Genomic DNA, 24,135 nt, shown 5'->3' on the forward strand with positions numbered 1-24,135 from the left:
CAGCTTACTTTGCAGCCGCTTCGCTGACTTGTGCGCTGGTGCGGCCGAAGCGGCGCTCGCGCGTGCGGTACCAATCAAAGGCGGCCATGAGTTCATTGGCGCCGAAATCCGGCCAGTAGCGGTCCGTGAAGTAGAACTCCGCGTACGCCATCTGCCAGATCAGGAAATTGGAAATGCGCTGCTCACCGCCGGTGCGGATGAACAGGTCGGGCTCGGGGGCCCATGCCATGGAAAGGTGCCTGGAAAGGCGCTCCTCGTCCACCCGCTCGGGGTGCGCGGCGAGGTCGGGCTCGGCCGCCAGCATGGCGCGGGTGGCTTGCAGGATGTCCCAACGGCCGCCATAGTTGGCGGCGACGGTCAGGTGCAGCCGGTCGTTGTGTGCGGTGCGCTCTTGCGCGGCGGCGATCAGCTCGCGCAGGCGCGGCTCGAAGGCGCTCAGGTCGCCGATGACGTGCAGGCGCACGCCCTGCTCTTGCAGCTTGCCGACCTCACGCTCGAGCGCCTGCACGAACAGGCGCATCAAGAGCGAGACTTCTTCGGCCGGACGGCGCCAGTTCTCGGAACTGAACGCAAACAGCGTCAGGTAGCGCACACCCGCGCGACCGCAGGCCTCGACCACGCGGCGGACGGCCTGCACGCCCTTGGCATGCCCGGCCGTGCGAGGCAGCAGACGCCGCGTCGCCCAGCGGCCGTTGCCATCCATGATGATAGCCACGTGCTCGGGGATGTCGCGGATATCGGGAACCGCCTGAGTCGAACTTGTTGCCATTAGTTTGGGGGCTGCGCGCGGCGGACCGGCGAAAGACACGAATACGGGAAAAAACCTGCGCCGTCGTTTCCATCGCTACGAGGAAGTACCGCGAGGCAATGGACAGGACGGCGCATGTGCAACGAAATCCTGACGCCACGCGGGCCGACAAAGCGGCGCCGCGTGGCGTGTTGGGATTATACGGTCATGATTTCGGCTTCTTTCTGGACGACCATCTTGTCGATGTCGGCGACGGCACGATCCGTCAGCTTCTGGACGTCGTCCTGCGAACGGCGTTCGTCGTCCTCGGAGATTTCCTTGTCCTTGACCAGCTTCTTGAGCGCTTCGTTGGCCTCACGGCGCAGGTTGCGCACCGCGATCTTGGCGTCTTCGCCTTCGCTGCGCACGACCTTGGTCAGGTCGCGGCGGCGTTCTTCGGTCAGCGCGGGCATCGGAACGCGGATCGTGTCGCCCATCGAGATGGGGTTCAGGCCCAGGTCCGACTCACGGATGGCCTTTTCGATCGGGCCGGCCATGTGCTTTTCGTACGGCTGCAGGCTGATGGTGCGGGCATCGACCAGGTTCACGTTGGCGACCTGGCCGACCGGCACGGGCGAGCCGTAGTATTCGACCTGCACGTGGTCCAGGATGCCGGTGTGGGCGCGGCCCGTGCGGATCTTGGCCAGGTTGGTCTTGAGCGTATCAAGCGACTTGGCCATCCTGGCTTCGGCGGATTTGCGGATTTCTGCTGCGCTCATGGAATTTCCTTTTCTTTAAACGTGTACCAACGTGCCTTCGTCCTCGCCGCTCACGACTCGCTTGAGCGCGCCGGACTTATTGATCGAAAACACCTTGATCGGCAATTTCTGGTCGCGGCACAACGCGAAGGCGGTGGCGTCCATGACTTCAAGGCGGCGAACGATCGCCTCGTCGAAGCTGATGCGCGCGTAACGCGTCGCAGTGGGATCCTTGTTGGGATCCGCACTGTAGATGCCGTCCACCTTGGTGGCCTTCAGCACGATCTCCGCGCCGATCTCGGCGCCGCGCAGAGCCGCAGCCGTGTCGGTGGTGAAGAAGGGATTGCCGGTACCCGCGGCGAAGATCACGACCTTGCCCTCTTCGAGGTAACGCAAGGCCTTCGGCCGGATGTAGGGCTCGACGACCTGATCGATATTCAGCGCGGATTGTACCCGGGTGTCGATACCCTTGTGCTTGAGCGCGTCTTGCAGCGCAAGCGCGTTCATGATGGTGGCCATCATTCCCATGTAGTCGGCGGTGGCGCGGTCCATGCCCTGCGCACCCGGGGCGACGCCACGGAAGATGTTGCCTCCGCCGATGACGATGGCCAATTCGACGCCTGCGGCGGCGACTTCAGCGATCTCATCGGTCATACGGACGATGGTGGAGCGATTGATGCCAAATGCATCGTCGCCCATCAGCGCCTCGCCGGAAAGTTTGAGAAGAACCCGTTTGTATGCCCTGCTGCTCATAGGTGATATCCCGAAGAACAATCCGACGAAAGTGTAAGACAAGAATGGGGTTGACCCCCAGCACCGCGCCCGCCTGGCGGGTTGGCTGCCCCATCGGCGTCAGCCTTTGGGGACCCATGCGGCGAAAAAGGCCGGACTAGAATTTAATCTAGCGCCGGCCTTTAAGCACTACCTAGAGGTCAGGCGGCGCCAGCGGCGGCGGCGGCAACCTCAGCGGCAAAGTCGCTGGTCTTCTTCTCGATACCTTCGCCGACGACGAACAGCACGAACTTGCTGATCGACGCACCCTTTTCCTTCAGGTGCTGTTCGACCGTGTGCTTGTCGCTCTTGACGAACGGCTGCGACAGCAGCGTCACTTCCTTCAGGAACTTCACGACCGAGCCTTCGACCATCTTGGCGACGATGTCGGCCGGCTTGCCGGATTCGGCGGCCTTCTGCTCGGCAACCGAGCGCTCGGCGGCGATGTCGGCGGGGTTCACGCCGTCGGCATTCAGGGCCTTGGGCTTGGTGGCGGCGATGTGCATCGCCAGGTCCTTGCCCACTTCCTCGGCGCCGGTGTATTCCACCAGCACGCCGATCTTGCCGCCGTGCACGTAGCTGGCCAGCGAGTTGGCGGTCTCGATGCGCTCGAAGCGGCGGATCGAGATGTTTTCGCCGATCTTGCCGATCAGGGCGGTACGGGTGGTTTCGACGGTGCCTTCACCGAAGGGCAGCGCCGACAGCGCGGCGACGTCGGCCGGGTTCTGCGTGGCGACCAGCTCGGCCAGCTTGTTCACGAAGCCGACGAAGTCGTCGTTCTTGGCGACGAAGTCGGTTTCGCAGTTGATTTCGATGACGGCGCCCTTCTTGGCGTCGGCGGAGATGAACAGACCGATCAGGCCTTCGGCGGTGACGCGGGCGGCGGCCTTGCTGGCCTTGTTGCCCAGCTTGACGCGCAGGATTTCCTCGGCGCGGGCCAGGTCGCCTTCGGCTTCCGTCAGGGCCTTCTTGCATTCCATCATGGGCGCGTCAGTCTTTTCGCGCAGTTCCTTGACCAGGGCAGCGGTAATTTCAGCCATGTTTGCTCCAAATTTTGCTAAGACACGCCCCGGCGGGCCGGGGCTGTGATTTGATTCGATGAGACGCCCGCACGTGGCGGGCCTGGAAGATGGGAGCCCAGCTTCGCAGCGCCGGCGGGGCGAAAGCGGACCAGATTCGGCGCCGCTTCCAGACCTTACCCGCCGGACATGACAACAGGCTTAGGCCTGGTTGTCTTGCACTTCGACGAACTCTTCCTGACCTTCGCCCAGCTCTTCGACCAGACCGTTCAGATTTTGCTCGCGGCCTTCCAGGACGGCGTCGGCGATGCCCTTGGCGTACAGCGCGATGGCCTTGGCCGAGTCGTCGTTGCCGGGGATCACGTAGTCGATGCCTTCGGGCGAGTGGTTGGTGTCAACCACGGCGACCACGGGGATGCCCAGGGTCTTGGCTTCGGCGATGGCGATCTTGTGGTAGCCGACGTCGATCACGAACATGGCATCGGGCAGGCCGTTCATGTCCTTGATGCCGCCGATCGACTTGTTCAGCTTGTCCAGTTCGCGTTGGAACAGCAGGCCTTCCTTCTTGATCATGCGCTCGGCGCCGCCTTCGGCGACCACGGCTTCCATGTCCTTCAGGCGCTTGACCGAGGTCTTGACCGTCTTGAAGTTGGTCAGCATGCCGCCGAGCCAGCGGGCGTCGACGTAGGGCATGCCGCAACGGGCGGCTTCAGCGGCGACCAGCTCGCGAGCGGCGCGTTTCGTGCCGACGAACAGGATGTTGCCGCCGCGAGCAGCCAGCTGCTTCACGAACTTGGTGGCTTCCTGGTACTTATCAACCGTCTTTTCGAGGTTGATGATGTGAATCTTGTTGCGGTGACCGAAGATGTACTGAGCCATCTTGGGGTTCCAGTAACGGGTCTGGTGACCAAAGTGGACACCCGCTTCCAGCATTTCGCGCATCAAAGACATTTAATTCTCCAAGGGTTGGTTTCTTGCGCCGCACCTGCATCAGCATCTTGCTGACACCCTGGGTGGTGTTGCGCGCGATTTCCCGCAAAACGCGGGATGACAAAGATTTTAACCGGGCCGGCCGATCACTGCCGCAATAACTACGACGCTCCAGGCGCGTTGCCTGTAGCGGCTCGCCTTTAACGACTTCTACTACGCTGCCGCGATAAACCCAGACGGCCGCCACCACAAGATTCTTGCATTGCGTCTTTCCGACACTCCAGGAGATTCCTGGAAGTTTCTTCGAGACGCACCCGGAATTGTTTTGTTGGCGGCGAAATCCAGTTCTTCGCAAACCTGGCCGCTAGGCCAGCCCGCGCATCAGGCCGCTGTGGCAGTTCTTAAGGTCCTTTTCAGGAATGCCCTTTTCAGGGTGCGCTTTTCAGCACATTTCCAAGAACTTAATCCAGCGCCCATACCGAACCTGCATCGCCGCTCGAAAACACTTCCGGGCTTGCAAGCACGCCGCGCCCAGCTGGCGGCAGCATTCATGTCCCGAACGCATCCGGCCGGATCCCGATTGACGCCCGACTGCTTCCCAACACCCTGCGGCTTGCCCGAATTCGCTCCACAACCTTCGCTTGCGGTGAAACTTCAGGGCCTGCCGCGTGATCTCAAGGAAGAACCGCGCGTGACCGAAAAAATCCTGCCGGGTGTGCCCTGGACCCAAAGGCCAGCACCCGCCGGGTTTGGCTGGGGGTCAGACTGCCCTAGCGGTGGCTTTTGCCGAAGCGCTTTCGCCCCAGCTCTTGCCACGCATGGATAGTGCAGACCCTTCTTGCCGGTAACCCGATTGCTCCCCAAATTTTTAGGGAAGCCTATAATTCTACTATTCTTTCAAGCAGACATTCAAGCGACACATCGCAAGCTTTCCATGGGCACAATCACTGATCCGGCCGACCTGGCCAAGATGCGCGCCGCCTGCCAGGACGCCGCCAAAGTTCTCGATTTCATCACGCCGCACGTCAAACCGGGCGTTACCACGGGCGAACTCGACCGTCTCTGTCTGGAGTACCTGACCGACGAACTGAAGGTGAAGTCCGCCACGGTCGGCTACGCGCCCCCCGGCTACCCGCCCTTCCCCGGCGCCATCTGTACCTCCGTGAATCACCAGGTGTGCCACGGCATTCCGGGCGACAAGGTGCTGAAAAATGGGGACTCATTGAACATCGACGTCACGATCATCAAGGATGGCTGGTTCGGCGACACAAGCCGGATGTACGCGGTGGGCGAACAGTCCATTTTGTCCCGGCGCCTGTCCGACATCACGTTCGAGTGCATGTGGAAAGGCATCCAGCAGGTCAAGAACGGCGCCACCCTGGGCGACATCGGCAACGCGATCCAGAAGCACGCCGAGTCCAACGGCTTTTCGGTGGTGCGCGAATTCTGCGGCCACGGCATCGGGCAGCGCTTTCACGAAGACCCCCAGGTCCTGCACTACGGCAAGCCGGGCACGGGCGTGAAGCTGGTGACCGGCATGCTGTTCACGATCGAGCCGATGATCAACGCCGGGCGCCGCGAGATCCGCCAACTGGCCGACGGCTGGACCGTGGTCACGCGCGACCACAGCCTGTCCGCGCAATGGGAACACGCCGTCTGCGTGACGGAGACCGGCTACGAGGTCCTGACCCTGTCGCCCGGCATGCCCCAGCCGCCCGCGTTCATCACCGAACCCATCGTCATCCCCGCCGTCTGAAGCACCGCAGCCATCCATGACCGCCGAAATCCTTACTCAGCTGCGCGAACGCATTCAGGAATCCCGGCGGGCCGCGGTGGCCCAGTTCCGGGAACACGAACGCCCCGACATCCTGCTGACCGAGCTGCGGCGCATCGTGGATGCCGCCCTGCGGGATCTGGTCAAGCATTGCCCGCTACCGGTCGGCGCCACGCTGGCGGCCGTGGGCGGCTATGGCCGCGGCGAGCTCTACCCCCACTCCGACGTCGATCTGCTGATCCTGCTGCCGCACGCGCCGACGCCCGACGAGGAAAGCGCGATCGAGAAGCTGGTGGCGTCGCTGTGGGATCTGGGACTGGAACCCGGACACAGCGTGCGCACCATCGAGGATTGCGAGCGCGAGGCGGACGCGGACATCACCGTGGAAACCGCCCTGCTGGAATCCCGCTGGCTCGCCGGCAGCCGCGTGCTGATGCGCAAGTTCGACGCGGCCACCAAGTCGCGGCTCGATCCGCAAGCTTTCTTTCTGGCCAAGCGCGTCGAAATGCAGCAGCGCCACGGGCGCTACCACGACACGCCCTACGCGCTGGAACCCAATTGCAAGGAATCGCCGGGGGGGCTGCGCGATCTGCAGGTCATCCTGTGGATGGCCCGGGCCGCCGGATTTGGCAACAACTGGCGCTCGGTGGCGCAGGCGGGTCTGCTGACCTCGTCCGAGGCGCGCGACCTGCGCAAGGCCGAGCAGGCTTTCAAGCGCCTGCGCATCGAACTGCACCTGCTGGCCAACCGGCGCGAAGACCGGGTGCTGTTCGACCTGCAGCCCGCGCTGGCCGAGGTCTACGGCATCCATGCCACCGCCACGCGGCGCGGCAGCGAATTGCTGATGCAGCGCTACTACTGGGCGGCGCGGCTTGTAACGCAGCTGAACGGCATTTTGGTGCAGAACATCGAGGAGCGGCTGTTCCCCCGCCCCGACAGCGACGCGCGCGACATCGACGACGATTTTCGCAATCTGCGTGACCGTCTGGACATCATTCGGGACGACGGCTTCGAGCGCAATCCCACCCTGCTCCTGCGCGCCTTCCTGGTGATGCAGCAGCACCCCGAGCTGACGGGCATGTCTGCCCGCACACTGCGCGCCATCTGGCATTCGCGTCACCGCATCGACGCGCAGTTCCGCCGCAACCCGGTCAACCGCAAGCTGTTTTTGCAGATCCTGCAGCAGCCGCGCGGCATCGTCCACGAATTGCGGCGCATGACCATGCTGAACATCCTGCCGCGCTACCTGCCGGTGTTCCGCCGCATCGTGGGCCAGATGCAGCACGATCTTTTCCACGCCTATACGGTGGACCAGCACACGCTTGCGGTGGTGCGCAACCTGCGCCGTTTCACCATGCCCGAGCACGCACAGGAATATCCTTTGGCCAGCCAGCTGATCGCGGGCCTGGACCGTCACTGGCTGCTGTACGTGGCCGCGCTGTTTCACGACATCGCCAAGGGCCGCGGCGGCGACCATTCCGAATTGGGCGCGCGCGAGGTGCGCAAGTTTGCCGCCGACCACGGCATGGATCCCGAAGACGCCAAACTGGTGGAATTCCTGGTGCGTCAGCATCTGCTGATGTCGGCGGTGGCGCAAAAGCGTGACCTGTCCGATCCCGACGTCGTGAAGGAATTTGCCGCGACGGTCAAGGACGAACGCCATCTGACCGCGCTGTATCTGCTGACGGTGGCCGACATCCGCGGAACCAGCCCCAAGGTCTGGAATGCCTGGAAGGGCAAGCTGCTGGAAGACCTGTACAAGCTGACGCTGGCCGCGCTGGGCGGCGCACACGCCGACGCCCATACGGTGCTGGCCGAACGCAAGGAAGAAGCGGCGCGTCTGACCCGCCTGGCCGGGCTGCGCGACGACGCGCGCGAAGCCTTCTGGAATCAGCTGGACGTGGCGTACTTCCTGCGGCACGACGCCTCGGACATCGCCTGGCACACGCGCCATCTGTACCACCAGGTCGAGCCCACGCGGGCCGTGGTCAAGGCCCGCCCCACCGAGCAGGGAGAAGGCCTGCAGATCATGGTCTACACGCGGGATGCACCCGACCTGTTCGTGGCGATCTGCGGCTATTTTGACGCCAAGTCCTTGTCCATTCAGGACGCGCGCATCCACACGACTCGCCATGGCTGGGCGCTGGACAGCTTCATCGTGCTGCTGCCGGAAGGCGCCAGCGACCTGCGGGCGCAGGCCACGCTGGTCGAACACGAACTGGCCGAGCGGCTGAAGGACCCGCAGGCCGCCGCGCAGGCCCAGCCCGGGCGCGGCGGATGGTACGGACGCGGCCGGCAGTCGCGCGTATCGCGCGTGTTTCCAGTCATGCCGCAGGCCGAACTGCAACCGGACGAGCGCAGCACATCGTGGCGCCTGTCCGTCACGGCGACCGACCGGCCGGGCCTGCTGCATGCCTTGGCGCGCGTCTTTGCCCGCCACGAGGTCAACCTGCTCATGGCCAAGATCATGACGCTCGGCGACCGCGTCGAGGACGTGTTCATCGTGGACGGATCCGCGCTGGCGCGCCCCCGCAGCCAGATGCAGTTCGAACGCGACATCCTGGACGCGCTTTCCGGCGACGAGGCCCAGCAGCGCGCCGCCTGAGCCCGCATCGCCAGACCCCGCCCGGACCGCATACAATCCGGGTTTTCGGCCAGGCGATGCTTGCTCCCATGCAGCTCAATGACTATCTGCGCGTTTTCGGTGGCAGCTTTTTCTTCGCGCTGGCCACCCTGCTGCCGTTTCTGAACCCACCCGCGATCGCCCCCATCTTCCTATCGCTGACCGAAGGCGCCTCGTCCGCCACGCGGGTGGTGCTGGCCAAGCGGGTCGCCACCAACGTGTGCCTGATGCTGATCGTGGCCATGGTGGCGGGCAACGTGCTCCTCAGCTTCTTTGGCATCTCGCTGTCGATCGTGCGAGTGGGCGGGGGCATGCTGGTGATCGCCAGCGCCTGGCGGCTGGTGAACTCGCCAGATGCCGACACCGAACGCGTCGCCCGCATGGCCGAATCGTTCACGCCCGAAATGGCAAAGGCCCGCGCGTTCTATCCACTGACCTTTCCCATCAGCTGCGGTCCCGGCTCCATCGCGGCCGCCATCACGGTCGGGGTCTCGCTGCGAGACCAGAATCACGCATTGAGCCTGGTGCGCCTGGCCGGCTCCATTCCTGGCATCATCGTCGTTTCGCTCACGCTGTATGTCTGCCTGCGCTTCGCGGCCCAGATGCTGCACCGACTGGGCGACAATGGCACCGCTGTCTTCATGCGGTTGTCGGCCTTCATCATGCTGTGCCTGGGGGTGCAGATCTTCTGGGAGGGCGCCCGGGAACTCCTTTTGGGCGTGCTGACCCAGGTGATGCAACCAATTCCCGTCCCGAAGGCCTAAGCATGGCCGGCCGTCGCGCCGGCCTCGTCCAACCCATTCCAACGCAACAATGACCTCTCGCTCAGAACGCCTGCTCCGCCTGATCGCCCTATTCTCCTTCGGCGCCGTAGGCATCGCCCTCGTTTCCCAGCATGTCTTCGACATGCCGCCCTGCGCCTGGTGCGTGTTGCAGCGCCTGATCTACCTGGTGATCGGCGTCGTCGCCCTGGTGGGCGGCTTTGGCGGCGGACGCGCCCTGACGCGGATCTGCGGCATTCTGGCCGGTCTGCTGTCGCTGTCGGGGGTTGCGGCCGCCTGGTACCAGTACAGCGTGGCCGCCAACATGCTTTCGTGCGATCAGACGTTTGCCGATCGCTTCATGACCGGCATCGGGCTGGAAAGCGCCATCCCGTCGCTGTTCGGCATCTTCGCCACCTGCATGGACGCCAAGGTGCCGGTGCTGGGCGTTGAATACGCCCTGTGGAGCCTGGCGCTCTTTGTCATCCTGTTCTTCATGGCGCTGCCGGTGGCGTTCAGGCGCGGCCGTGCCTGAACCCGGCGTGCACATGCAGACACTGAAATACCTTGCCGGCTATCCGGAACCGCTGCTGGCGCAGGCCCAGAAACTGCTCGACCAGGACAAGCTGGGTGCGGCCCTCCTGGCGCGCTATCCGGAAGGCGTGCACGACGTGCGCACCGACAAGGCGTTGTACCAGTACGTGACCGAGCTGAAGAACGCCCACATGCGCAATGGCGACCAGATCAACAAGGTCGCGTTCGACAGCAAGATCCATGTGATTCAGCACGCGCTGGGCCAGCACACCTACATATCGCGGGTGCAAGGCGGCAAGCTGAAGGCCAAGCACGAGATCCGCGTGGCGACGTTATTCAAGAACGTGCCCGCGCCATTCCTTAAGATGATCACCGTGCACGAGCTGGCGCACCTGAAGGAGAAGGACCATAACAAGGCCTTCTACAACATGTGCCTGCGCATGGAGCCGCACTACCATCAGTACGAATTCGACCTGCGACTGTACCTGACGCACCTGGAGGCCACGCGCACGCCGCTGTGGGAAGCGAAAGGCTAGATCGCATCTGCAACGGGTAAAAAAATGCCGTCCCGAGGGACGGCATTTTGTTCTGCGCGAAACGCCGTAGGCGATCAGGCGTCGTCGGAGGTGTGCCCCATGTTGAAGCGCAGGCCGCCCGCGTCTTCGTCCTTGCCGGGCTCGGAGCGCGATTGCCCCAGGCGGGCCAGGTACTCGGGCGTGATGTCGCCGGTGATGTACTGGCCGTCGAAGCACGAGGCCTCGAAGCGCGTCAGCTTGGGATTGATGTCGCGCACGGCCTGCTGCATGTCGTGCAGGTCCTGGTAGACCAGGCTGTCGGCGCCGATGGCGCGGGCAATTTCCTCGTCGGTGCGGCCGGTGGCGATGAGCTCGCTCTGCGTGGGCATGTCGATGCCGTACACGTTGGGGAAGCGCACCGGAGGCGCTGCCGAGGCGAAGTACACCTTGTTGGCGCCGGCGGCGCGAGCCATGTCGACGATTTCGCGGCTGGTCGTGCCGCGCACGATGGAGTCGTCCACCAGCAGCACGTTCTTGCCCTTGAATTCCATGCCGATCGCATTGAGCTTCTGGCGCACCGACTTCCGGCGCACGGCCTGGCCCGGCATGATGAACGTACGGCCCACGTAGCGGTTCTTGATGAGCCCTTCGCGATAATCCAGGTTCAGGCGCGCGGCAAGCTGCATGGCGGCCGGGCGCGAGGAATCGGGAATCGGCATGACGACGTCGATGTCGCCCAGGCGCATGTTGCGCGCGACCTTGTCGGCGAGGTACTCACCCATGCGCAGGCGCGCGTCGTACACCGACACGCCGTCGATCATCGAATCGGGGCGGGCGAAGTAGACGTATTCGAAAATGCAGGGGACCAATTGGGGGTTGTCGGCGCACTGGCGGGCCACCATGCGGCCGTCCAGGTCGATGAAGACGGCTTCGCCGGGTTCAACGTCGCGCACGAACGTGAATCCGCTGCCTTCAAGCGCCACGGATTCCGAAGCAACCATCCATTCCACGCCCTCTTCGGTCTCCTGGCGGCCGATGCACAGCGGGCGGATGCCGTTGGGATCACGGAAGGCCAGCAGGCCGTAGCCGGAAATCTGGGCCACGACGGCATAGGCGCCGCGCACGCGCTTGTGCAGGGCGGACACGGCGCGGAACATGGCGTCCTCGTCGAGCGACACGCCGTTGGCGGCCGATTGCAGCTCGTGCGCCAGCACGTTCAGCAGGACTTCGGAATCGGAGTTCGTGTTGATGTGGCGGCGGTCGACGCGATACAGCGACTCGCGCAGTTCACGCCAGTTGGTCAGGTTGCCGTTGTGGGACAACATGATGCCGAATGGGGCATTGACGTAGAACGGCTGGGCCTCTTCCTCGCTGGCGCTGGAACCGGCGGTGGGATAGCGGACCTGGCCGACGCCCGACGTGCCGGGCAACGCGCGCATGTTGCGCGTGCGAAAAACGTCGCGCACCAGGCCGTGCGCCTTGTACATATTGAACTGGTTGCCTTGCGACGTCGCAATGCCCGCGGCGTCCTGCCCGCGATGCTGCAACAGCAGCAAGCTGTCATAGAGCAGCTGGTTGACCGGCCCGCGCCCGATGACCCCTACGATTCCACACATGGTGAGATTTCCTGGTTGATTTGAAGCTAATCAATACGGCAGCCACGTCGCCAGGGTTGGCGGCAGCCACGTCTTGATATGTTTGATGGCCTCGATGGCCGAATGCGAAAACATGGCGTCCTGCCACCACGGCTCTTGCGGCAGCGGCGTATACCCTGCGGCGGCGACCAGCGCCAGCACGATCAATAGACCACGGGCCAGCCCGAACATTCCGCCCAGGCCGTGATCGGCGGGGCTGAGTCCGGTGCTGCGGATCAGGGCGGCAAGCGTCATATTGACCAACCCCACGCCGAGCAACACGATGATGAACACCGCCGCGTAGGAGACTCCCATGCGCAGCAGCGTCGTTTCAATATAGGGCTCCAGCCAGGTGTACACCGTGGGCCCCCACCATATCGCGGCCACGAAAGCCAGCAGATAGGCGACCAGCGACAGCACCTCTTTGAGCAAGCCGCGCACCAGGCCCAGCACACCCGATACCACCAGGATGGCCAGCACGACGAAGTCGAAGCCGGTCACTATTGGGCGGCAATGAAACCATTGTCATAGCCCAGCGTGCGCAACCGCGCCTGGGCCGCCTGGGCCGCCTCGCGCGACGGGAACGGCCCCACGCGCAGACGGTACTGCTGCTTGCCATTGATCGTGGCCTGCTCGACAAAGGCGTTGGTGACGCCGGCCTGATGCAATTTGCCGCGGCGCGACTGGGCATCTTCGGAGGTCGTGTAGGCAGCGATCTGCAGCACGAAATTGCCCTTCGCGGCGGCGGGTTTGGCCGCTTCCGGCTTGGCCGCCGATGCCGGCGCACTGCGGCCCTCGAGCAGCGCCAGCGCGCGCGCACCGTCGTCGGAACGCGTTTCAGGCTTGGCCGGCTTGGCGGGCTCGGGCTTGGGCTTGGTTTCGGGCTTGGGCTGCGTGGCCGGCGGGACGGCAGGCGTCGCGGGCGGGTTGGCCGACTGCGTGGTGTGAGGCGTGGTGGTGGGCGTGCCGGACGCGGCGGCCACGGGCGGCACGGAATTCACGGCGGGAGGCGTAGGCACCGCAGCCGGATCAGTGGCCCCGGACGCCGAGGGGTCGGCGGGAGCGGCAACCTGGGGTTCGGAGACCTGAGGCTGGAACGGCGTCGTGCGTTCCGGCACCTTGATGGGGATGTTGTCATCGACCGGGGCGGGCTGAGAGTCCAGCACCATGGGCAGGATGATGACTGCGGCCAGCACCAGCGCCACTGCGCCCGCAAGCCTGCGCCGCGCGCGGCCGCGCAACTCGGCCGCCTGGACCTCGCTGGGCACGGCAGCCCGTTTGGAGGCCTGCGCCTGCTCGGCAGGATCTTTGCGTTTGAAAAAACCCATGGAAGAGAATTCCTTGCGGCGCCTTGCGGCATTGCGGCGGCACGGCCGCCATGACGCGAATGGCCCGATTTGCCTATGCCTTGCGACCCAGAGCCTGCAAAACGGAGGCTACGGTGAGAAACGATCCGAATACGACGATTCTATCATTCTCCCCTGCCCGTTCGCGCGCTGCCGCAAAGGCCTGGGCGGGATCGGCGTAGGCCTGGATGCCGGGGCTTTCGCTGCCGGCGGGCAGCGGCGGGAGCGCCGCGCCGACCTGGTCCGCGAGCGCCTGGCCCGGGGTGCCGCGAGGTCCGGGCAGGCCCGCGCAATACCAGTAGTCGACGCGGGAACCGAGCTTGGCCACCACGCCGGCGAGGTCCTTGTCGTTCAGCATGCCGAACACCGCGTGGGTGTACGGATGAAAGCCCATGTTGTCCAGGTTCTGCGCCAGCACGGCGGCGGCGTGCGGGTTGTGTGCGACGTCCAGGATGACCGTGGGCTGGCCCGGCAGGATCTGGAAGCGGCCCGGCAGCGAAGCCTGCAGCAGCCCCAGGCGCACGGCCTGCTGCTGCACGGGCAACCGGTCGCGCACGGATTCCAGCGCAGCCAGCGCCGCCGAGGCGTTGAGCAATTGGTTGGCGCCGCGCAGGGCCGGATAAGCCATCGCGCTGCGGCGCTGCTCGCGCCCGCCGTAGGCCCACTGCTGGCGGTCGCCCGAGTAGTTGTAGTCGCGTCCGAAAAGCCACAGGTCCGCGCCGATCTCCTGGACGTAATCCAGCAGAGACTGCGGGGGCACCGGGTCACTGCAGATGGCGGGCCGGCCGCTGCGGTAGATATGGGCTTTTTCGAAGCCGATCTTTTCGCGCGTGTCGCCCAGCCAGTCGGTGTGGTCCAAGTCGACGCTGGTGACGATAGCGCAGTCGGCGTCGACGATGTTCACGGCATCCAGACGTCCGCCCAAGCCGACTTCGAGGACGACGGCGTCGAGCCGCGACTGCGAGAACAGGCGCAGAATGGCCAGCGTGGTGAATTCAAAGTAGGTCAGCGACACGTCGCCGCGCGCGGCTTCGACGGCCTGGAACTGGGTGATCAGGTCCTGGTCGGACGCGATCTGCCCATTGACACGGGCGCGCTCGTTGAAGTCGATGAGGTGCGGCGAGGTGTACAGGCCCACCTTGTAGCCGGCCGCAAGCAGGATGGCCTCGAGCATGGCACAGGTAGAACCTTTGCCGTTGGTGCCGCCGACGACGAACTTTATGCCCGGCAGCGACAGCGCCATGCGGTCCGCGACCTGGCGCACCCGATCCAGGCCCATGTCGATCGCCGTTGCGTGGATGGACTCCAGGTACTGCAGCCAATCAGACAGGTTGGCGGCGGCGTCAGGCGTGCGGACAGAAGACATGAGGCGGGTTCGCGAAAGGAAATCAGCCTGCGATTTTAGCAGTCCGCGCCCGGTGTTTTCCCTAATCCCCTAGGGCGCGGCCCGGTATCCCGGAACAAAAAGTGCTTGCCCATGTTTTTCTCATACGTAAAAATAAATTCATGTATGAAAAATATAAGGAAGAGACATGACGCAGCGTGATACCCCGAGCTGGCTGGTGCGTGAAGCCGACGTGCCCGGTTACCACCCGGCCAACCACACCGGCACCCTCAACCGCCGGCTGATCAGTCCGGACACCGTGGGCGCCCGCGGCGTGGAAGTCCTGCTGGGCGTGATCGACAAGGGCAAGGGCGCGCTGCCGCACGCGCATCCCGGCATTGAACAGGTCTGCTACCTGATATCGGGCACCGCCCGCGCCCAGGTGCAGGACGAATGGGCCGACATGGGCCCGGGCGACTGCTGTTATTTCCCGCCTGACATCCCCCACGTCTTCACGGTGACGAGCGACGAGCCGGCCCGGCTGCTGGTCATCTACACGCCCCCGTACGAAGAATCCCCCGACCGCGTGATACGCGATTTTCCGGCGCCACCCTCAGCCGCTTGACGCGGCTTGCCCCAGGCAGCGGCCGCAGAGCCGCGCCGCATTCCATAAAAACAGGAGACACACCCATGCAATCCCTACGCCTGCTGGGCGCCGCGCTAGTGAGCGGCGCCGCCTTGATGGCCGCTGGCCCCGCACACGCCGCCGATTACCCCACCAAGCCCATCACCCTCGTGGTGCCCTTTCCCGCCGGATCCGGCACGGACGCCGTGGGGCGCATCTTCGGGGCCGAACTGTCGACCATCCTTGGCCAGCAGGTCGTGGTCGAGAACAAGCCCGGCGCCAACGCGACGATCGCGGCCAACTACGTGGCGCGCGCCAAGCCGGACGGCTACACGCTCTTCGTCACCACCAATACGTCCCATTCGGCCGCGCCGTGGCTGATGAAGAACGTGCCATACGACCCGGTGAAGGATTTCACCCCCATCGCGCGGGGCGGCAACCTGCCCTTCCTCCTGGTGGTGAATCCGAAGCGCCCCTGGAAGACGGTGGCTGACCTGGTGGCCGACGCCAAGAAGAACCCCGGCCGCATCACCTATGCCAGCGGCAACAGCACGGGCATCGTCGCCGGCGCAACACTGGCCAACCGCGCCAAGATCGATATCCTGCACGTGCCCTACAAAGGCACGCCGCAGAGCCTGACCGACGTGGTGGGCGGCCAGGTGGACTTCATGTTCACCGATCTGGCCTCGGGCCTGCCGTTCGTGCAGTCGGGGCAATTGCGCGCCCTGGCCGTGTCCACGGCCGAGCGAAGCGCCATCGCGCCCGACCTGCCATCGATGGCCGAGGCGGGCGTGCCCGACTTCGACCTGAATTCCTGGAATGGCTACTTCGGCCCGGCCGGCATGCCGCCCGAGATCGTGGCCAAGCTGAATGCGGCCATCAACAAGATCGCCGCCAATCCCGACACGAAAAAGCGCCTGGCGGGACTGGGATTTGACGCGTTCTCCAGCACCCCCGAGGCCTTCGCCCAGTTCGTCGGTGAACAGCGCGACCTGTGGGGCAAACTGATCCGCGACGCGGGGATCGAGCAGCAATGATCGACCAGCCCCTGTCCGACACGCCGGCCGCCGGGCCGCTCGCCGGCGTGCGCATCCTGGACTTGAGCTCGGTGGTGATGGGGCCGTATGCGACCCAGGTCCTGGCGGACCTGGGTGCGGACGTCATCAAGGTGGAGTCGCCGGCGGGGGACAACATGCGGGCCGTCGGCCCCATGCGCAACCCGGGCATGGGGCATCTCTACCTGCACCTGAACCGCAACAAGCGGTCGATCGTCCTGGACCTGAAGACCCCCGAGGGCCGGGAGGCCTGCCTGAAACTGGCGGAAAGCTGCGACGCGCTGCTCTACAACATTCGCCCGCAGGCGATGGCGCGGCTGGGGCTGTCGTACGAGGCGGTGGCCGCGCGCAACCCGCGACTTGTCTATGTCGGCGCTTATGGATTCGGCGAGGCCGGCCCCTATGCCGGCCGCCCCGCCTACGACGACCTGATCCAGGGGCAGACCGGCATTGCCGCGCTGTCCGCGCAGCAGAGCGGCGATGTGCCGCGCTATGCGCCGCTGACGCTGGCGGACCGGGCGGTCGGCCTGCACGTCGGCATCGCGCTGGTGTCCGCAGTGCTGGGCGCCCGCACGCTCGGCCGCGGCCAGCAGGTGGAGATCCCGATGTTCGAGGGCATGGCGCACCTGGTGCTGGGCGACCACCTGGGCGGCGCGACCTTTGAGCCGCCGATGGGCCCCACGGGCTACGCGCGCCTCTTGGCGCCGCATCGCCGGCCGTACGCCACCGCGGATGGATACATCTGCCTGCTGATCTACAACGACAAGCATTGGCGCAACTTCTTCGCGTTGATCGGGCGTCCCGAGCTGTCGCAGGATCCGCGCTTTTGCACCCACGGGGCCCGCGCGGCGCACATCAGCGAGGTCTACGCCTTCGTGGCCGAGGTGATCGCCACCCGCCCAAGCCAGGACTGGCTGACGGAACTGGCGCGCGCCGACATTCCCGCCTCGCAGCTCTACACCATCGACGGCCTGCTGCACGACGAGCACCTGACCGCGACCGGCTTCATCCAGGAAATGGACCACCCGTCGGAGGGCCGCATTCGCACCACCGGAACGCTGGGCCGCTACGAAGGCACGCCGACGTCGATACGACGCGCGGCCCCGCGCCTCGGGCAGCACAGCCGGGAGGTGCTGGCCGAGGCGGGCTACGGCCAGGAACAGATCGACGCCATGCTTGCCCGTGGCATTACCCAGGACGGAAACAACGATGGACTTTGAATTCACCCCCGACCAGCTCGCCCTGCGCGACGCGGTTTCCCGCATCTGCGAACGCTACCCCGACGAATACTGGCTGGAACGAGACCGCGAGGGCGGGTTTCCGGAACCCCTGCACGCGGACCTGGCGCGCGACGGCTGGCTGGGCATCGCGATGCCGCAGGAGTACGGCGGCGCGGGCCTGGGCATGACGGAAGCGGCGCTGATGATGCAGACCATCGCCGCGTCGGGTGCGGGCTTTACCGGCGCCTCGGCCGTCCACATGAACATCTTCGGGCTGAATCCGGTCGTGGTGTTCGGCAGCGATGAACAGCGCGGCCGGTGGCTCGAACCGCTGATCGCCGGCCGGGAAAAGGCCTGCTTTGCGGTCACCGAGCCCGACGCGGGGCTGGACACGACCAAACTGAGCACCCGCGCCGTGCGCCAGGGCGACGAGTACATCGTCCATGGCCGCAAGATCTGGATCTCGACGGCGCAGGTGGCCAGCAAGATGCTGCTGCTGGCGCGCACCACGCCGCTGTCCGAGGTGGACAAGCCCACGCAGGGCCTGTCGCTCTTCTACACCGACCTGGACCGCGAAAAGATCGAGGTGCGGGAGATCGAAAAAATGGGCCGCAAGGCGGTCGATTCGAACATGCTGTTCATCGATGGCCTGCGGATTCCGGTGGCCGATCGTATTGGCGAGGAAGGCCGCGGCTTCGAATACATCCTGCACGGCTTGAATCCCGAGCGCATCCTGATCGCCGCCGAAGCGGTCGGGATTGGCCGCGCGGCGCTGGACCGGGCGGTCAAGTACGCCGGCGAACGCACCGTGTTCGGCCGCCCCATCGGCAAGAACCAGGGCATCCAGCACCCGCTTGCCCAGGCGTGGATGCAGTTGGAGGCCGCGGACCTGATGGTGTTCAAGGCGGCCAGCCTGTACGACGCGGGCAAGCCCTGCGGCCCGGCCGCCAACTCGGCCAAGTACCTGGCGGCCGAAGCGGGCTACAACGCCTGCCAGACGGCGGTGATGACGCTGGGCGGCATGGGCTACGCGAAGGAGTACCACGTGGAGCGGCTGCTGCGCGAAAGCTTCATCCCCCGCATCGCGCCGGTCAGCCCGCAGCTCATCATGTGCTTCATTGCGGAAAAGGTGCTGGGCCTGCCCAAGTCGTACTAGGCGGACCACGACGGCAGGCGGGCGCGATTCAGGCCTGCTGCTCCAGCCCCGTGCAGGCCGCCCGCAGGATCCGGGCATACGATTCCTGCTCCGGCTCGATCCGGTAGATCGGGCCGCCCACCGAAATGGCGTAGTGTTCGCCAGACAGCGTGACCGGCCACGCGATCGCGCCCACGTCGGCGATCGACTCGCCGCTATTCATGAACCATCCCCGCTGCCGCGAGGCGTCCAGATCCGCGAGCAGCGCCTCGCGGGTCACCAGGGTGCGCTCGTTGTAGCGCGTCATGGGGATGGCCGCCAACAGCGCATCGCGCGCCGCGTCGTCCAGCAGCGAAAGCAACGCCTTACCCAGCGAATTGGCGTGAACGTCCTTGAACTCGCCGGCAACCGGCGCGTATCGGATCGTATGGGGGGAATCGAGCACATCCAGGTACACGACGCGGCCGTCGGCCGACAGCTTGGCGAAGACCACCGTTTCGCGCGTGGCGTCGCGAAGTTCGACCAGGCTGGGATACACCCGGTCCAGGACGGGATCGGCCCGCGCGATGCGCTGGGCCATCGCGAGCAGCCGGCCGGTCGGGTAGTAGCCCTGGCGCCGTCCGGTTTCATAAAGGTAACCCAAGCTGGTGAGCGTGCGGATCAGCGCCAGGCAGCTGGACACCGGCACATCCAGCAGGCGGGCCAGTTCCGACAGGGGCAGCGCGCGTTTCTCGCGGGCGTAGGTTTCGATGATTTCGATAACTCGCAACGCCGTCTTGACACTCATTGCCCGATCCAGACTCTTAGCACGTGAACCATCCAGTTGCGCGGGGCTAAAGTTCGCCCCGAGGGTGCCGTTATGGTAACTGAGAATTTCCTGAAAACAGCGCGTTCTCCGAGACGCCCCCCTCGCCGTTGGAGTGATCATGGCCGTAACCCCGTTAGCCCCCGCAGCGTTCGCGTCGTTACCGGTTTCGACCGTTATCGCCACGCCCGACCCTTCCGCCACCGCCACGCCCGCACCCGCCAGCAGCAACAGCAGCGGCTCCGGCAACGCCACGTCGGATCAGGCCAATGCGCAGAAGATGCCGCTCGATAAGGCGCTGGACGAGATCAACGAACAGATGAAGGCCTGGTCGACCCAGCTTCAGTTCGAGATCGACCCGAATGTGCACCAGGTGGTTGTGTCCGTGATCGACGCCGAGTCGGGTGACGTCCTGCGCACCATCCCCAGCGAAGCGGTGCTGAAGATCGCCAAAATGATCGTGAACATGCAGGGAAACGGTATCAAGACCTCGGCCTGATCCGGCACTTAAAACGCCGTTCGCCAAAATTGACGCGGGGCCCGGCACGAGAACCGTCGAAATAGGCCCGCCTTATGCCTTTACCCGGCCGATAGCCGGGACCACATTTTTGTCAGAATTGCATCGCTAGGAAGGAACTTCACATGGCCACCATCACCAACCTCGGTTCGAATTCAGGCTTGCCCCTGGAGGACATCCTCTCGAAGCTGGAAGCTGCCGAGGAAAAGAAGCTGCAGCAGTACACCGTACGGCAGACCAGCTTCGAAACCCGCGTTACGGCATACGGCCAGCTCAAGAGCGCCGTGGAAGCCGTGCAGAAGGCTGCCGCTGCGCTGGGCAAGCCCGAGACGCTGGGCGCCGTGAAAGGCAGCGTGACCGGCGGCGACGCCCTGACCGCGACCGTGGCCGCCGAAGGCGCCGTGGCTGGCCAGTACACGATCAACGTGAAGAACGTTGCCACCTCCCAGACCCTGCAATCGGGCGCGGTCGCCGACCGCAAGGCGTCCAATGGCGCCACCGGTTCCTTTGAAATCGAACTGGCCGACGGCACCAAGAAGACCGTCGACCTGAAGGACGACACCTCGCTGAACGGCATCGTCAAGGCGGTCAACGCCGACGACTCGCTGGGCGTGCGCGCCACCGTCATCACCGACGGCGACGGCAAGAGCTACCTGATGATGACCGCCAAGAACACGGGCGTGCAGGCGTCGGTCAAGTCCATCACGGTGACGGGCGACCAGTCGCTCAAGGACGTCCTGAACTACAACACCGACGCTGCCGACACCAGCGCGAAGATGACGGCCACCGCCGCTGTCGACGCTGAAATCGACATCAACGGCATCACCGTCAAGAGCGGCACGAACAACATTTCGACCGCCATCGACGGCGTCACGCTCAACCTGTCGTCCAAGACCGAAGCCGGCAAGCCCATCACGCTGAAGCTGGAAAGCGATCCCTCGGTGGCCAGCAAGGCGATCCAGAGCTTCGTGACCGCCTACAACACGCTGCAGACGACGATCAAGAACCTGACGGCCTTCGACGCCGCCGCCGCCACCAACCAGCCGCTCACCGGCGACGGCACGACGCGCGCCATCCAGTCGTCGCTCGCCAGCGCCCTGCAGTTCGTGACAGGCGAAGGCACGCTGCGTTCGCTGGCAGACCTGGGCATCACGACCAACCCGCAGACGCGCCAGCTGACGCTGGACCAGACCAAGCTGGACAAGGCGCTGTCCACGAACGGCGCGGACGTCTCGCGCATGCTGACGGGCGAAAACGGCCTGGCCGCCAATTTTGAAAAGGCGACCAAGGACATCCTGAGCGACACCGGCTCGATCAAGACCAAGACCGACGGTCTGGCCAAGTCGATCGCCAACGTGAAGGATCAGTACACGCGCGCCAAGGCCGCTGGCGAAGCTTCGCTGGAGCTGATGCGCGCGCAGTTCGTCCAGTTGGACAAATTCGTTGCGCAGCAGTCGGTCACGGCCAACTACCTGACGCAGCAGTTCGCGGCCATGAACAAGTCGACGAAGTGATAACCGAGAAGATGCATTAAATGACGTACGCCGCGCGCCGCCCCACAGGCTCATACTCTGTCCGCTCCTACGCCGATATCGGCCTGGAGACCCAAGTGATGAGCGCCACACCGGAAAGGCTGATCACCCTGCTTTACCAGGGTGCGCGCGCGGCAATCGGACAGGCTCGCCTGCATCTGCAGGAAGGGCGGGTTGCCGAGCGCGGCGCAGCAATCACCAAGGCCATCAAGATCGTCGACGAAGGCCTGAAGATGGGCCTGAACATGGAAGCCGGCGGCGACATCGCCGCCAACCTGAGCCGGCTTTACGACTACATCGTCCGCACCCTGCTCATGGCAAACCTGAAAGCCGACGTCGAGCAGTTGGACATTGCGGACCGCCTGCTGGCGGACCTGGCCGACGCCTGGCAGACTTCCATCGATCGGCCTGCCCCGGGCGCAACGCTTTGATGGCCCCCATAACCGCTATTGCCAGCCATCGATCGCCCGAGATTTCTATGACGTCGCTCACCCAGTCCTCCACCATCCTGGAACAGTACCAGGAGATCGCGCTCTCAACGAGCGAGATGTTGACGGCCGCCCAGGCCGGCGACTGGGACACCGCACTCATGCACGGCCAGCTCTACTGCGAGCAGGTCGAGCGCCTGCGCCATGCCGAACCCGTCAACCCGCTGGACGAAGCCGGGCGCAGCATGAAGTACGACTTGCTCGTGCGCATTCTTGAAAACGATGCCATGACGCGCGACCTGGCGTTGCCCCAATTGGCGCGGCTGGGCGAACTGCTGGGACGCATGAAGCGCCAGCAGACCCTGCTGTCCGCCTACGGCAAACAGGCGCCTGACGAATGAGCATCGGTCCCGCCGCGCTCGGCAACGTCCTGGTGCAGCGGTTGGACGCCGTGCTTGGCACGACGATGTCCGCCGCGAACGCCAACCAGATTTCGGGCGCACGGCCTGACGCGGTCAGCCAGCCCGGCAGCCCGGAGAAAGCCGGGCCTTCGGACGGCTCGGCGCGCGATACCCGGCAAGGCATACAAACTGGCGGCGCCCGAGGCGACCGCCAGAATACTGTTGTCGACCCCAAAACCGCCGCCGCGCTGGCACTGGCCGCGCGCGGCCTGGTCACCAGCAGCGACACGACCGCCTCGGCCCCGACCACGCTGGGCACGACGGCCCGCACCATCCTGGCCCTGCTTGCCCAATACCCCGAAGCCGCACCGGCCGTGCAAGGCCGCGCGCCCTTGTGGAGCGCCGATGCACAGGGCGGACAGCAACCCGGCGGCGCCGCCCCGGGCAGCCAGGCCGGCCCGGCCCAACCCGGCCAACCCGCGCAGGCTGGCCAGCCTGGCCAGCCCGCCGCCGCACCGGCAACCCCACTGCCCGCGGCCGCCGCCGCGTCTGCAGCCACGTCTGCCGCCACCCCGGGCGCCCCTCTTTCTGCGACCGCAGACGCCGCCAACGCCAAGCCGGCCACGCATCCAGCTGGACAAGCCGGTGGCGCGAAAGGCGCCGAGGCCGTCTCGCATGCCTCGCTTGCCGCGGGCGGCCCGTCTGCCCGCGCCCTCGGCCAGGCCTTGCGCAATGCGTTGCAGACCAGCGGCCTGTTCTACGAATCGCATCTGACCGACATGGTCTTTGGCCGCAAGAATCCGTCCACGCTGGAGAACGAGCCGCAAGCCCGGCTGTCTCGCGACACGGCCTCGCACGCCAACGTCCAGGCCCGCGGCCGCACCGAAGCGGCCAGCGCCAGCCGGTCCGGCGGCGGCGCCGAGGCGCCGGCGTCCTCGGGCGGCTCGGCGGCATCGTCCACGCCCGGCGCGCCGATCAGCGGCATCCATCAGGATCTGACGGTGCTGGTGCGCCAGCAGCTGGACGTGCTGGCCAATCAGACGGTGAACTGGCAAGGCGAAGCCTGGCCCGGCACGCAGATGGAGTGGGAAGTCGAACGTGACCCCTACGGCGCCGACCGCGAATCGGCGGTTCCCACCTGGGCCACGCGCGTGAAGCTGGATCTGCCGCGCCTGGGCCTGGTGGACGCGCGCCTGAACCTTGCGGGCGACCAGATCGTGCTGCAGCTCATTGCGCCGCACAGCGCCTCCGAGATCAACGACTCCTCGGACATGCTACGCTCGCGCCTGCTGGCTGCCGGCCTGACCCTGAGCAATCTGACGGTAAGCGTGGTTGAACCCCGTCCCGTCATCCCGACCGATTTCTGATGAACACCCCTTCCTCCCCCGCGGACGCCGGCCCGAACGCCAACCGCAACGCGGCGGTCGCCATCTCGTACGACGAAAGCGACGGCGCGCCCCGCGTGGTGGCCAAGGGCTACGGCCAGCTGGCGGACACGATTGTCCGCGCGGCCGAGGAAAACGGACTGTACGTGCACGAATCGCGCGAACTGGTGGGCTTGCTCATGCAGGTCGACCTGGACGCGCATATTCCCCCCCAACTCTATGTCGCGGTGGCAGAATTGCTCGCCTGGCTCTACCGCCTGGAATCGCGCGACATACCCCAGGCCGCGCGGCCCGAAATCTCTACCTAAGGACGATC

General features: G+C 65.3%; 25 protein-coding genes. 15 read left to right on the top strand and 10 right to left on the bottom strand.

The window, feature by feature from the left end; all coding sequences use genetic code 11:
* Nucleotides 1–4 precede the first annotated feature (4 nt).
* The 5 genes from uppS to rpsB form a co-directional block, all read right to left on the bottom strand.
* Nucleotides 5–769 carry a polyprenyl diphosphate synthase gene (gene uppS, locus HV786_RS18715; protein ID WP_056316763.1) on the bottom strand — a complete coding sequence of 255 codons (765 nt, stop codon included), beginning with the start codon at nt 767–769 and terminating at the stop codon, nt 5–7.
* Between the two features lie 176 nt (nt 770–945).
* Nucleotides 946–1,506, bottom strand: coding sequence for a ribosome recycling factor (gene frr, locus HV786_RS18720; protein WP_056316760.1), 561 nt, complete (start codon nt 1,504–1,506; stop codon nt 946–948).
* Nucleotides 1,507–1,521: 15 nt separating this feature from the next.
* Nucleotides 1,522–2,238, bottom strand: a complete 717-nt coding sequence (gene pyrH / locus HV786_RS18725) for a UMP kinase (RefSeq protein ID WP_056316757.1) — start codon at nt 2,236–2,238, stop codon at nt 1,522–1,524.
* 179 nt (nt 2,239–2,417) lie between these two features.
* A complete protein-coding gene (tsf, locus tag HV786_RS18730; RefSeq protein ID WP_056316754.1) occupies nt 2,418–3,296 on the bottom strand; it encodes a translation elongation factor Ts in 879 nt (292 codons plus the stop codon).
* Nucleotides 3,297–3,476: 180 nt separating this feature from the next.
* Nucleotides 3,477–4,226, bottom strand: coding sequence for a 30S ribosomal protein S2 (gene rpsB / locus HV786_RS18735; RefSeq protein ID WP_063952311.1), 750 nt, complete (start codon nt 4,224–4,226; stop codon nt 3,477–3,479).
* 913 nt (nt 4,227–5,139) lie between these two features.
* Here rpsB and map point away from each other — a divergent pair.
* The 5 genes from map (at nt 5,140) to HV786_RS18760 (ending at nt 10,433) form a co-directional block, all read left to right on the top strand.
* Nucleotides 5,140–5,961 (top strand): type I methionyl aminopeptidase, encoded by an 822-nt coding sequence (gene map / locus HV786_RS18740; RefSeq protein ID WP_056316747.1) that lies wholly within the window; start codon nt 5,140–5,142, stop codon nt 5,959–5,961.
* A 16-nt stretch (nt 5,962–5,977) separates the two neighbouring features.
* On the top strand, nt 5,978–8,584 hold the full coding sequence (locus HV786_RS18745) for a [protein-PII] uridylyltransferase (protein ID WP_175211530.1): 2,607 nt from the start codon (nt 5,978–5,980) through the stop codon (nt 8,582–8,584).
* Nucleotides 8,585–8,652: 68 nt separating this feature from the next.
* Nucleotides 8,653–9,366: a MarC family protein gene (locus HV786_RS18750; protein ID WP_056316742.1), complete on the top strand. Its 714-nt coding sequence runs from the start codon at nt 8,653–8,655 to the stop codon at nt 9,364–9,366.
* A 49-nt stretch (nt 9,367–9,415) separates the two neighbouring features.
* Complete coding sequence (locus tag HV786_RS18755) at nt 9,416–9,898, top strand: disulfide bond formation protein B (RefSeq protein WP_128828159.1); 483 nt, start codon at nt 9,416–9,418, stop codon at nt 9,896–9,898.
* 13 nt (nt 9,899–9,911) lie between these two features.
* Nucleotides 9,912–10,433 carry a YgjP-like metallopeptidase domain-containing protein gene (locus HV786_RS18760; RefSeq protein ID WP_128828158.1) on the top strand — a complete coding sequence of 174 codons (522 nt, stop codon included), beginning with the start codon at nt 9,912–9,914 and terminating at the stop codon, nt 10,431–10,433.
* Nucleotides 10,434–10,507: 74 nt separating this feature from the next.
* Here HV786_RS18760 and purF read toward each other — a convergent pair whose 3' ends face one another.
* The 4 genes from purF to folC form a co-directional block, all read right to left on the bottom strand.
* Nucleotides 10,508–12,028 carry an amidophosphoribosyltransferase gene (gene purF / locus HV786_RS18765; RefSeq protein ID WP_062841383.1) on the bottom strand — a complete coding sequence of 507 codons (1,521 nt, stop codon included), beginning with the start codon at nt 12,026–12,028 and terminating at the stop codon, nt 10,508–10,510.
* A 30-nt stretch (nt 12,029–12,058) separates the two neighbouring features.
* Entirely contained in the window at nt 12,059–12,547 is a 489-nt protein-coding gene (locus tag HV786_RS18770; RefSeq protein WP_056316730.1) for a CvpA family protein, read from the bottom strand.
* A complete protein-coding gene (locus HV786_RS18775) occupies nt 12,547–13,374 on the bottom strand; it encodes an SPOR domain-containing protein (RefSeq protein ID WP_175211532.1) in 828 nt (275 codons plus the stop codon). Before HV786_RS18775 ends, HV786_RS18770 begins: the two co-directional genes overlap by 1 nt.
* A gap of 73 nt (nt 13,375–13,447) precedes the next feature.
* Nucleotides 13,448–14,758 (bottom strand): bifunctional tetrahydrofolate synthase/dihydrofolate synthase, encoded by a 1,311-nt coding sequence (gene folC, locus HV786_RS18780; RefSeq protein WP_175211534.1) that lies wholly within the window; start codon nt 14,756–14,758, stop codon nt 13,448–13,450.
* A 166-nt stretch (nt 14,759–14,924) separates the two neighbouring features.
* Between folC and HV786_RS18785 the strand changes: the two genes are divergently transcribed.
* The 4 genes from HV786_RS18785 to HV786_RS18800 all read left to right on the top strand — a co-directional run bounded on the left by HV786_RS18785 (nt 14,925) and on the right by HV786_RS18800 (nt 18,772).
* Nucleotides 14,925–15,341: a cupin domain-containing protein gene (locus tag HV786_RS18785; RefSeq protein WP_128828156.1), complete on the top strand. Its 417-nt coding sequence runs from the start codon at nt 14,925–14,927 to the stop codon at nt 15,339–15,341.
* A 65-nt stretch (nt 15,342–15,406) separates the two neighbouring features.
* The gene (locus tag HV786_RS18790) at nt 15,407–16,378 is read left to right on the top strand and encodes a Bug family tripartite tricarboxylate transporter substrate binding protein (RefSeq protein ID WP_175211536.1); all 972 of its coding nucleotides are present in this window, start codon (nt 15,407–15,409) and stop codon (nt 16,376–16,378) included.
* The gene (locus HV786_RS18795) at nt 16,375–17,616 is read left to right on the top strand and encodes a CaiB/BaiF CoA transferase family protein (protein WP_175211538.1); all 1,242 of its coding nucleotides are present in this window, start codon (nt 16,375–16,377) and stop codon (nt 17,614–17,616) included. The genes HV786_RS18790 and HV786_RS18795 overlap by 4 nt, the downstream gene beginning before the upstream one ends.
* Nucleotides 17,606–18,772: an acyl-CoA dehydrogenase family protein gene (locus HV786_RS18800; RefSeq protein ID WP_128828155.1), complete on the top strand. Its 1,167-nt coding sequence runs from the start codon at nt 17,606–17,608 to the stop codon at nt 18,770–18,772. Before HV786_RS18795 ends, HV786_RS18800 begins: the two co-directional genes overlap by 11 nt.
* A gap of 28 nt (nt 18,773–18,800) precedes the next feature.
* Here HV786_RS18800 and HV786_RS18805 read toward each other — a convergent pair whose 3' ends face one another.
* Entirely contained in the window at nt 18,801–19,538 is a 738-nt protein-coding gene (locus HV786_RS18805) for an IclR family transcriptional regulator (protein WP_128828154.1), read from the bottom strand.
* A 139-nt stretch (nt 19,539–19,677) separates the two neighbouring features.
* On the opposite strand from HV786_RS18805, the gene HV786_RS18810 reads away from it, so the two are divergent.
* From HV786_RS18810 to HV786_RS18835, 6 genes are all read left to right on the top strand, one after another.
* Nucleotides 19,678–20,055: a flagellar protein FlaG gene (locus HV786_RS18810; RefSeq protein WP_056316709.1), complete on the top strand. Its 378-nt coding sequence runs from the start codon at nt 19,678–19,680 to the stop codon at nt 20,053–20,055.
* Nucleotides 20,056–20,198: 143 nt separating this feature from the next.
* Nucleotides 20,199–21,587, top strand: coding sequence for a flagellar filament capping protein FliD (gene fliD, locus HV786_RS18815; protein WP_128828153.1), 1,389 nt, complete (start codon nt 20,199–20,201; stop codon nt 21,585–21,587).
* A gap of 20 nt (nt 21,588–21,607) precedes the next feature.
* Complete coding sequence (gene fliS, locus HV786_RS18820; protein ID WP_062841390.1) at nt 21,608–22,036, top strand: flagellar export chaperone FliS; 429 nt, start codon at nt 21,608–21,610, stop codon at nt 22,034–22,036.
* A 47-nt stretch (nt 22,037–22,083) separates the two neighbouring features.
* Nucleotides 22,084–22,434, top strand: a complete 351-nt coding sequence (locus HV786_RS18825) for a flagellar protein FliT (protein ID WP_063952296.1) — start codon at nt 22,084–22,086, stop codon at nt 22,432–22,434.
* The gene (gene fliK, locus HV786_RS18830; protein ID WP_175211540.1) at nt 22,431–23,801 is read left to right on the top strand and encodes a flagellar hook-length control protein FliK; all 1,371 of its coding nucleotides are present in this window, start codon (nt 22,431–22,433) and stop codon (nt 23,799–23,801) included. Before HV786_RS18825 ends, fliK begins: the two co-directional genes overlap by 4 nt.
* Complete coding sequence (locus HV786_RS18835) at nt 23,801–24,127, top strand: EscU/YscU/HrcU family type III secretion system export apparatus switch protein (RefSeq protein ID WP_056316694.1); 327 nt, start codon at nt 23,801–23,803, stop codon at nt 24,125–24,127. Before fliK ends, HV786_RS18835 begins: the two co-directional genes overlap by 1 nt.
* Nucleotides 24,128–24,135 lie beyond the last annotated feature (8 nt).

Origin of the sequence: Achromobacter mucicolens, assembly GCF_902859725.1 — a bacterium.
Classification (GTDB): domain Bacteria; phylum Pseudomonadota; class Gammaproteobacteria; order Burkholderiales; family Burkholderiaceae_B; genus Achromobacter; species Achromobacter mucicolens.

Coding starts and splice junctions, on each gene's coding strand:
- uppS (WP_056316763.1), bottom strand. CDS start 769: ATGGCAACAAGTTCGACTCAGGCGGTTCCCGATATCCGCGACATCCCC.
- frr (WP_056316760.1), bottom strand. CDS start 1,506: ATGAGCGCAGCAGAAATCCGCAAATCCGCCGAAGCCAGGATGGCCAAG.
- pyrH (WP_056316757.1), bottom strand. CDS start 2,238: ATGAGCAGCAGGGCATACAAACGGGTTCTTCTCAAACTTTCCGGCGAG.
- tsf (WP_056316754.1), bottom strand. CDS start 3,296: ATGGCTGAAATTACCGCTGCCCTGGTCAAGGAACTGCGCGAAAAGACT.
- rpsB (WP_063952311.1), bottom strand. CDS start 4,226: ATGTCTTTGATGCGCGAAATGCTGGAAGCGGGTGTCCACTTTGGTCAC.
- map (WP_056316747.1), top strand. CDS start 5,140: ATGGGCACAATCACTGATCCGGCCGACCTGGCCAAGATGCGCGCCGCC.
- HV786_RS18745 (WP_175211530.1), top strand. CDS start 5,978: ATGACCGCCGAAATCCTTACTCAGCTGCGCGAACGCATTCAGGAATCC.
- HV786_RS18750 (WP_056316742.1), top strand. CDS start 8,653: ATGCAGCTCAATGACTATCTGCGCGTTTTCGGTGGCAGCTTTTTCTTC.
- HV786_RS18755 (WP_128828159.1), top strand. CDS start 9,416: ATGACCTCTCGCTCAGAACGCCTGCTCCGCCTGATCGCCCTATTCTCC.
- HV786_RS18760 (WP_128828158.1), top strand. CDS start 9,912: ATGCAGACACTGAAATACCTTGCCGGCTATCCGGAACCGCTGCTGGCG.
- purF (WP_062841383.1), bottom strand. CDS start 12,028: ATGTGTGGAATCGTAGGGGTCATCGGGCGCGGGCCGGTCAACCAGCTG.
- HV786_RS18775 (WP_175211532.1), bottom strand. CDS start 13,374: ATGGGTTTTTTCAAACGCAAAGATCCTGCCGAGCAGGCGCAGGCCTCC.
- folC (WP_175211534.1), bottom strand. CDS start 14,758: ATGTCTTCTGTCCGCACGCCTGACGCCGCCGCCAACCTGTCTGATTGG.
- HV786_RS18785 (WP_128828156.1), top strand. CDS start 14,925: ATGACGCAGCGTGATACCCCGAGCTGGCTGGTGCGTGAAGCCGACGTG.
- HV786_RS18790 (WP_175211536.1), top strand. CDS start 15,407: ATGCAATCCCTACGCCTGCTGGGCGCCGCGCTAGTGAGCGGCGCCGCC.
- HV786_RS18795 (WP_175211538.1), top strand. CDS start 16,375: ATGATCGACCAGCCCCTGTCCGACACGCCGGCCGCCGGGCCGCTCGCC.
- HV786_RS18800 (WP_128828155.1), top strand. CDS start 17,606: ATGGACTTTGAATTCACCCCCGACCAGCTCGCCCTGCGCGACGCGGTT.
- HV786_RS18805 (WP_128828154.1), bottom strand. CDS start 19,538: ATGAGTGTCAAGACGGCGTTGCGAGTTATCGAAATCATCGAAACCTAC.
- HV786_RS18810 (WP_056316709.1), top strand. CDS start 19,678: ATGGCCGTAACCCCGTTAGCCCCCGCAGCGTTCGCGTCGTTACCGGTT.
- fliD (WP_128828153.1), top strand. CDS start 20,199: ATGGCCACCATCACCAACCTCGGTTCGAATTCAGGCTTGCCCCTGGAG.
- fliS (WP_062841390.1), top strand. CDS start 21,608: ATGACGTACGCCGCGCGCCGCCCCACAGGCTCATACTCTGTCCGCTCC.
- HV786_RS18825 (WP_063952296.1), top strand. CDS start 22,084: ATGACGTCGCTCACCCAGTCCTCCACCATCCTGGAACAGTACCAGGAG.
- fliK (WP_175211540.1), top strand. CDS start 22,431: ATGAGCATCGGTCCCGCCGCGCTCGGCAACGTCCTGGTGCAGCGGTTG.
- HV786_RS18835 (WP_056316694.1), top strand. CDS start 23,801: ATGAACACCCCTTCCTCCCCCGCGGACGCCGGCCCGAACGCCAACCGC.